Origin of the sequence: Burkholderia sp. Se-20378 (assembly GCF_017104665.1) — a bacterium.
In the GTDB taxonomy this organism is placed as follows: Bacteria; Pseudomonadota; Gammaproteobacteria; order Burkholderiales; family Burkholderiaceae; genus Burkholderia; species Burkholderia lata.
On the sequence record NZ_JAAGPG010000505.1, the window covers coordinates 1 to 6,138 of the forward strand.

A 6,138-nucleotide genomic window follows, 5' to 3' on the forward strand; every position below is an offset into this window, starting at 1 on the left:
TGCGAACTGGCCGCGCCCGACGGCGCGACGCTCGGCACGCTGTGCGTCGTCGACGGCAAGCGGCTCACGCCCGACGCCGGGCAACGCGCGATGCTGCGCGACCTCGCCACACTGGCCGCAAGCGCGCTTGCCCGCGCGATCGAAGCTGTGACCTTGCGCGAACGGCTCGGCATCGTCGAGGAACACAGTACGCTGACCACGCTCGCGCTGACCGAAAGCGGCACCGGCGTGTGGGATCGCAACGTGGAAACCGGCGAGATCCATTACTCGCCGGCCTGGAAGGCGATGCTCGGCTACGCGCCGCACGAGCTCAGCACCCGGATCGAAGACGCGTACGAACGGCTGCATCCGGACGACATCGCCGACGTGAAAGCCGCGATGCTCGCGCACTTCGAGCGCCGCAGCGACTATTACGCGGTCGAGCACCGCATCCGCTGCAAGGACGGCTCGTACAAATGGATCTGCAGCCGCGGCAAGGTGATCGACCGCGACGCCAACGGCCGCGCGCTCCGGATGGTCGGGACGACCACGGACATCACCGCGCTGCGCGAGCTCGCCGCGCGATTGCGCGACTCGGCCGCGCTCGTCACGGATCTCACCGACCAGGTTCCCGGGCTTGTGTTCCAGCTTCGGCAGGCGCCCGACGGACGCCGCTTCTTTTCCTACGCGAGCGCGGGCGTCGGCGACATCTACGAACTGACGCCCGAGCAGATCGCCCGCAGCGCGGAAGCGGTCGAGACGCGAATCCATCCGGCCGACCTGGTCGCCTATCGGCTGTCGCTGCACGACTCGTCGGTGCGACTGACGCCGTGGCGCCTCGAATATCGCGTGCTGCTGCCGGGCCAGGGCCTGCGCTGGCGTGAAGGCGATGCGCGCCCGCAGCGAACGGCCGACGGCGGCACCGTGTGGCACGGCTTCATCACCGACGCGACCGACCGCAAGCACATCGAGGCCGAACTGCACCGGATGGCGACCACCGACCACCTGACGCAGTTGTCGAACCGCCATGCGTTCATGCGGCAAAGCGAGGCCGCGCTGCGCGCTGTGCGCACGACCGGCCAGGCCGCTGCGGTGCTGATGCTCGATCTCGATCACTTCAAGGCGCTGAACGACCGCTGGGGCCACCCGGTCGGCGACCGCGCGCTCCGGCATTTTGCGCGGCTGCTGCTCGCGGAAACCGGGCCGGACGGCATCGTCGGCCGGGTCGGCGGCGAGGAATTCGCGATTGTGCTGCCGGGCGCGGATCTCGACCGCGCGCTGGCCTTCGCGCAGCGCGTGCAGCAACGCGCGATGCAGGCCCGGCTCACGCACGAGGACCAGCCGGTCACGCTGACCGTCAGCATCGGCATCGACGCGATGCGGGCGTCGGACTTCGGCGCCTACCAGCCGCTGTCGCGCGCGGACAAGGCGCTCTATCTCGCGAAGGAGCGCGGCCGCAACCGGATCGAGGTGTATCGGGCGTAGATTTCGACCACGCGACGGCCGCTCCTCGCCCAGCTTCCTGCCGCCCCCGTTGCGCGACCTATTCGGGACGGATCGTGTAGGCTAGCGCCCCTGCCCCTACCCACCCCGACTTGCCATGGACAATGCCAAACGCACCGCGCGAATCGCGTCAGGTCTTCTCGTCGTCGCGCTCGTCGAGCTGCTGGCGCTCCTGATCGGCTACGGGGTCGCCAGTTCGATGGACGATCCGTACATGGGCATTCGCGTGCTCATCACCGCGCTCGTCTGGGCGGCAGGCCTGTCGGTCATCGGGGTCATCGCGGCGATCGCCTGCCTGTCGATCGACCTGCAGGCGCGCGGCGGCGTGATCTACGGGGCGCTGGTGCTGCACGGCCTGCTCGTGCTGCCCGGGCTATTCCTGTACTTCCACTGAATCGCATCGTCGCTGCCGGCGTCACGCTGCCGCCTCACGCGATACCGCCCGCACGCCCAGCAGCATCGCGACCGCGCACGCGGCCAGCAGCGCCGCGATCATCAGCATCGCCGGGTCCATGCTGCCGGTTCTCGTGCGGATCAGCCCGACGAGCCACGGCGTGATCATGCCGCTCGACACGCCGATGCTGCTGATCAGCGCGATCCCGCCCGCCGCGCCCGCGCCGGAGAAATACGCGGACGGCACGGCCCAGAACACCGGATGCGCGGCGAAGATCAGCATCGCCGCGACCGACAGCAGCGCCATCATCGCGACGATGCTCGGCAGGTGCAGCGTCAGCAGCGCGAGCGCCACCGCGCCGCCGAACGCGCATGCCGCGAAGTGCCAGCGCCGTTCGCGCTTGCGATCGGAGCGCCGCGCGATCGCGATCAGGCCGGCCGCGCCGATCGCGTTCGGCACGACCGACAACAGGCTGATCTGCACGACATCGTGAATGCCGAATTCGCGGATCATCAGCGGCATCCAGAACAGCAGCATCAGGAGCGCCGTGGTCAGCGAGAAATAGATGAACGCGAACAGGTAGGTGCGCGGTTCGGCCAGCACCTGCCGCAGCGAGTGCGGCGCCGTCGTATCGGCACCGGCGCGGTCGGCGGCCAGGTCGGCCGCGAGCCGCTGGCGGTCGGCGTCGGACAGCCACTTCGCGTGCTCGGGGCGATCGCACAGCCAGAACCACGCGATCACGCCGAGCAGGATCGCGGGCGCGCCTTCGATCGCAAACATCCATTGCCAGCCGTGCAGCCCGAGCACGCCCGACATCCCGCGCATCAGCCAGCCCGACAGCAGCCCGCCGACCATCCCGGCCACCGCGACGCCCGCGTAGAAGATCGACAGCACCGACGCGCGCCGCCGTGCCGGATACCAGTACGCCAGGTAGAACACCACGCCTGGAAAGAACCCGGCCTCGAACAGCCCGAGCAGGAAGCGCAGTACGTAGAAATGCTTCGCGCTGTCGACGGTGATCATCGCGACCGACACCGCGCCCCACAGGAACATGATCCGCGCAAAGGTGCGGCGCGCGCCGAAGCGGCGCAGCAGCGCGTTGCTCGGCACCTCGAACAACACGTAGCCGACGAAGAACAGCACCGCGCCGAGGCTGTACATCGCGTCGGTCAGGCCGAGGTCCTGCCGCATCTGCAACTGCGCGAAGCCGATGTTGCTGCGATCGAGGATCGATACGATGTAGCAGATGAACAGGAATGGCACGATCCGCGCGCCGATGCGGCGGTACAGCGCGTCGTCGTCCGTTGACGCGACACCGGACGCGACCGCACGCGCGGCGTCCGCTTGAAGAGGGGCTGACATCGATCGTCTCCTTGATGGATTCGGATACGGGGCCCATACGTCGCGCCGGTCGCCGCCGCCCGCGAGCAGCGACCGGCCGTTCCTTGCCTAGTCGCGCGGCGCGGCTTCGCCTTTCACGCCGAGCATCAGCGCGACGCCGCTCGCCACCAGCAGCGCAGCCAGCAGATACACGGCGAGATCCATGCTGCCGGTGCGCGTGCGGATCATCCCGATCACCCACGGGCTGACGATGCCGCTCGTGATCCCGATGCTGCTGATCAGCGCGATCCCGGCCGCGGCCGCGTTGCCCGACAGATAGCGGGTCGGCACGGCCCAGAAGATCGGCAGCGCGGCGAAGATCAGCGTCGCCGCGATCGACAGGCACGCGAGCATCGCCGCGAAGCTGTGCAGGTGCAGCGTCAGCGCCGCGAGCGCGAGCCCGCCGCCGATCGTGCAGCACGCGAAGTGCTTGCGGCGCTCGCCGGTGCGGTCCGAACGTCGCGCGATCAGGATCAGCCCCACCGCGCCGACCGCGTTCGGCACGACCGTGTACAGGCTCACGGCCACGACGTCGGTCACGCCGAAGTCGCGGATCATCAGCGGCATCCAGAAATTGAGCGTCAGCGACGCGCAGGTCAGCGAGAAATAGATGAACGCGAACAGGTACACGCGCGGGTTCGCGAGCGCCGCCATGAGGCTGCGCCCGTCGTGCGCGTTGCCGTGCCCGCGGCCGTCGGCGCACAGCGCGGCGACCCGCGCCTTTTCATCGGACGTGAGCCACGTCGCGTCCTGCGGCCGGTCGACCAGCAACGTGAACGCGGCGAATGCGAGCAGGATCGCCGGCGCGCCTTCGATCGCGAACATCCACTGCCAGCCGTGCATCCCGAGCACGCCGCTCATGTCGCGCATGATCCAGCCCGACATCAGGCCGCCGAGCACGCCGGCCACCGCGACGCCCGCGAAGAACACCGAGATCGCGGCCGCGCGCCGGTTCGCGGGGAACCAGTAAGTCAGGTACAGCACGATGCCGGGAAAGAAGCCGGCTTCGAACACGCCGAGCAGGAAGCGCAGCACGTAGAAATGCGACGGCTGCGACACGAACATCATCCCGGTCGACGCGATGCCCCACAGCAGCATGATCCGCGTGAAGGTGCGGCGCGCGCCGAAACGCGCGAGCAGCAGGTTGCTCGGCACTTCGCAGAACACGTAGCCGACGTAGAACACCGCGGCGCCGAGGCCGTACATCGCGTCGCTGAAGCCGAGATCGTGCTTCATCTGCAACTGCGCGAAGCCGATGTTGATGCGGTCAAGGAACGAGATGACGTAGCAGAGGAACAGGAACGGCACGATCCGCCACGCGATCTTGCGGAACAGCAGCGCGTCGTCCGTGGCGGCCGAGGCGGAAGCCGAAGCGCTCGCGTGCGCGAGCGTCGCTTCGGCGGGAAGCGATTGGGGCATGTCTCTCTCCAAACAGGTTGCGCGATTCGAGCGCGCAGCCGTCTCCCAGGGCGTACGTGCGCCCTGCTTTCTTGTGAGATCGGGTACGGCGGACGGAAAGACGGCAGGAAGCCGTGGCCAGTCGCCGCTTCAGAAAAAAGGCGGAGCGCCCTGTCGGGTGCCCCGCCTGTGCAAGCCGCTCAGTCCTGCAGCGCGGCCCACATTTCCTTGTCGCGCTGCGCGGTCCAGATGCGCGGATGCGCGATGCCGCTCGCTTCGTCGAATGCACGCGACACGTCGAACGGCAGACAGTGCTCGTAGATGAACACGTGGCCGAACTTCGGATCCATCGCTTCACGCGTGAGCGCCATCGACGCCTTCAGGTCGAGCTGCTGTTCGACGGCCTTGCGACCCTGTGCGAGCAGCGTCGTGACGAAATCCTTCGTGTAATCGAGGCCCTTGTTCACGTCGGCCGGGTTCAGCAGCGCGGGGCCGCGGCCCGGCACGAGCTTCTCAGCGCCGAGCGCACGCAGCGCCTCGAGCGTGGCCGGCCACTGTTCGAGCTGGGCGTCGCCGCAGTAGCACGCAGCGTCGTATTCGACGAGGTCGCCCGAGAACAGCACTTTCTGCGACGGGATCCAGACGATCGTGTCGCCCTTCGTGTGGCCCGAGCCGACGTGCATGATCTTCACTTCGAGCTTGCCGAGGAACAGCGTGATCTCGCGCTCGAACACGAGCGTCGGCCAGGTCAGGCCGGGCACCGTCTCGACACCGGCGAACAGGCGCGGGAAACGCTCGATCTCCGACTTCATGTCGGCCTCGCCGCGCTCGACGATCATCTCGTACGTGCCGCGGCTCGCGATCACGTGCTGCGCGCCTTCGTCGAAATACGCGGACGCGCCGAGCACGCGCACCGCGTGGTAGTGCGACAGCACCACGTGCTTGATCGGCTTGTCGGTCACGCTGCGGATCTTCGCGATCAGGTCCTGCGCCATCGCGGGCGTCGCGGTCGTGTCGACGATCAGCACGCTGTCGTCGCCGATGATCACGCCCGAGTTCGGGTCGCCTTCGGCGGTGTACGCGTACGCGTTCTCGGACAGCTTCGTCCAGGTGACTTTCTTCTCTTCCAGATCGGCTTGGGAGGCGAATGCTTTGGCCATGTTGCGTTCCGTGGCTGCGAGCCATGTGTTGAGGGGAATGAACGGATCATCTTCCCGAGCCAAATATTTGTCAATGACAAAGTCGCTTGCTATTGTTTAATACGGGTAAACCTGCGGGCTGGCGCGATAAATGGCGTCGGATACCATGCGGGGTTTCGTCAACGGAAGAATCATCGCGTGCAGAACCACGAAGTCAGCGCAGACGACGCGCCGCCCAAGGCGCAGCGCGGGATCCAGAGTGTCGAGGTCGGCGGCCGGCTGCTCGACGCGCTCGCGCGCCGGCGCAAGCCGCTCGGCCTGTCCGAGCTGGCCGCGGCGGCCGAC

General features: G+C 67.9%; 6 protein-coding genes. 3 read left to right on the plus strand and 3 right to left on the minus strand.

Going from position 1 to position 6,138, the window contains the following annotated elements; genetic code table 11:
- Both G3N93_RS32340 and G3N93_RS32345 read left to right on the plus strand, forming a co-directional pair.
- Positions 1-1,464 (plus strand): diguanylate cyclase (locus G3N93_RS32340; RefSeq protein ID WP_241026780.1); only part of this gene is annotated, 1,464 nt, incomplete at its 5' end.
- 115 nt (positions 1,465-1,579) lie between these two features.
- Complete coding sequence (locus tag G3N93_RS32345) at positions 1,580-1,876, plus strand: hypothetical protein (RefSeq protein WP_174937956.1); 297 nt, start codon at positions 1,580-1,582, stop codon at positions 1,874-1,876.
- Between the two features lie 21 nt (positions 1,877-1,897).
- Here the strand turns inward: G3N93_RS32345 and G3N93_RS32350 are convergent, their stop codons facing one another.
- The 3 genes from G3N93_RS32350 to G3N93_RS32360 all read right to left on the minus strand — a co-directional run bounded on the left by G3N93_RS32350 (position 1,898) and on the right by G3N93_RS32360 (position 5,814).
- A complete protein-coding gene (locus G3N93_RS32350) occupies positions 1,898-3,238 on the minus strand; it encodes an MFS transporter (RefSeq protein WP_174937958.1) in 1,341 nt (446 codons plus the stop codon).
- Between the two features lie 87 nt (positions 3,239-3,325).
- On the minus strand, positions 3,326-4,675 hold the full coding sequence (locus tag G3N93_RS32355; protein ID WP_174935446.1) for an MFS transporter: 1,350 nt from the start codon (positions 4,673-4,675) through the stop codon (positions 3,326-3,328).
- Positions 4,676-4,854: 179 nt separating this feature from the next.
- Complete coding sequence (locus G3N93_RS32360) at positions 4,855-5,814, minus strand: MBL fold metallo-hydrolase (RefSeq protein ID WP_206123671.1); 960 nt, start codon at positions 5,812-5,814, stop codon at positions 4,855-4,857.
- A 126-nt stretch (positions 5,815-5,940) separates the two neighbouring features.
- On the opposite strand from G3N93_RS32360, the gene G3N93_RS41810 reads away from it, so the two are divergent.
- Positions 5,941-6,138 (plus strand): helix-turn-helix domain-containing protein (locus G3N93_RS41810; protein ID WP_307873440.1); only part of this gene is annotated, 198 nt, incomplete at its 3' end.

Bases quoted from the DNA above. Each gene is read 5' to 3' on its own strand.
- G3N93_RS32360 (WP_206123671.1), bottom strand. From the start codon at position 5,814: ATGGCCAAAGCATTCGCCTCCCAAGCCGATCTGGAAGAGAAGAAAGTC.
- G3N93_RS32355 (WP_174935446.1), bottom strand. From the start codon at position 4,675: ATGCCCCAATCGCTTCCCGCCGAAGCGACGCTCGCGCACGCGAGCGCT.
- G3N93_RS32345 (WP_174937956.1), top strand. From the start codon at position 1,580: ATGGACAATGCCAAACGCACCGCGCGAATCGCGTCAGGTCTTCTCGTC.
- G3N93_RS32350 (WP_174937958.1), bottom strand. From the start codon at position 3,238: ATGTCAGCCCCTCTTCAAGCGGACGCCGCGCGTGCGGTCGCGTCCGGT.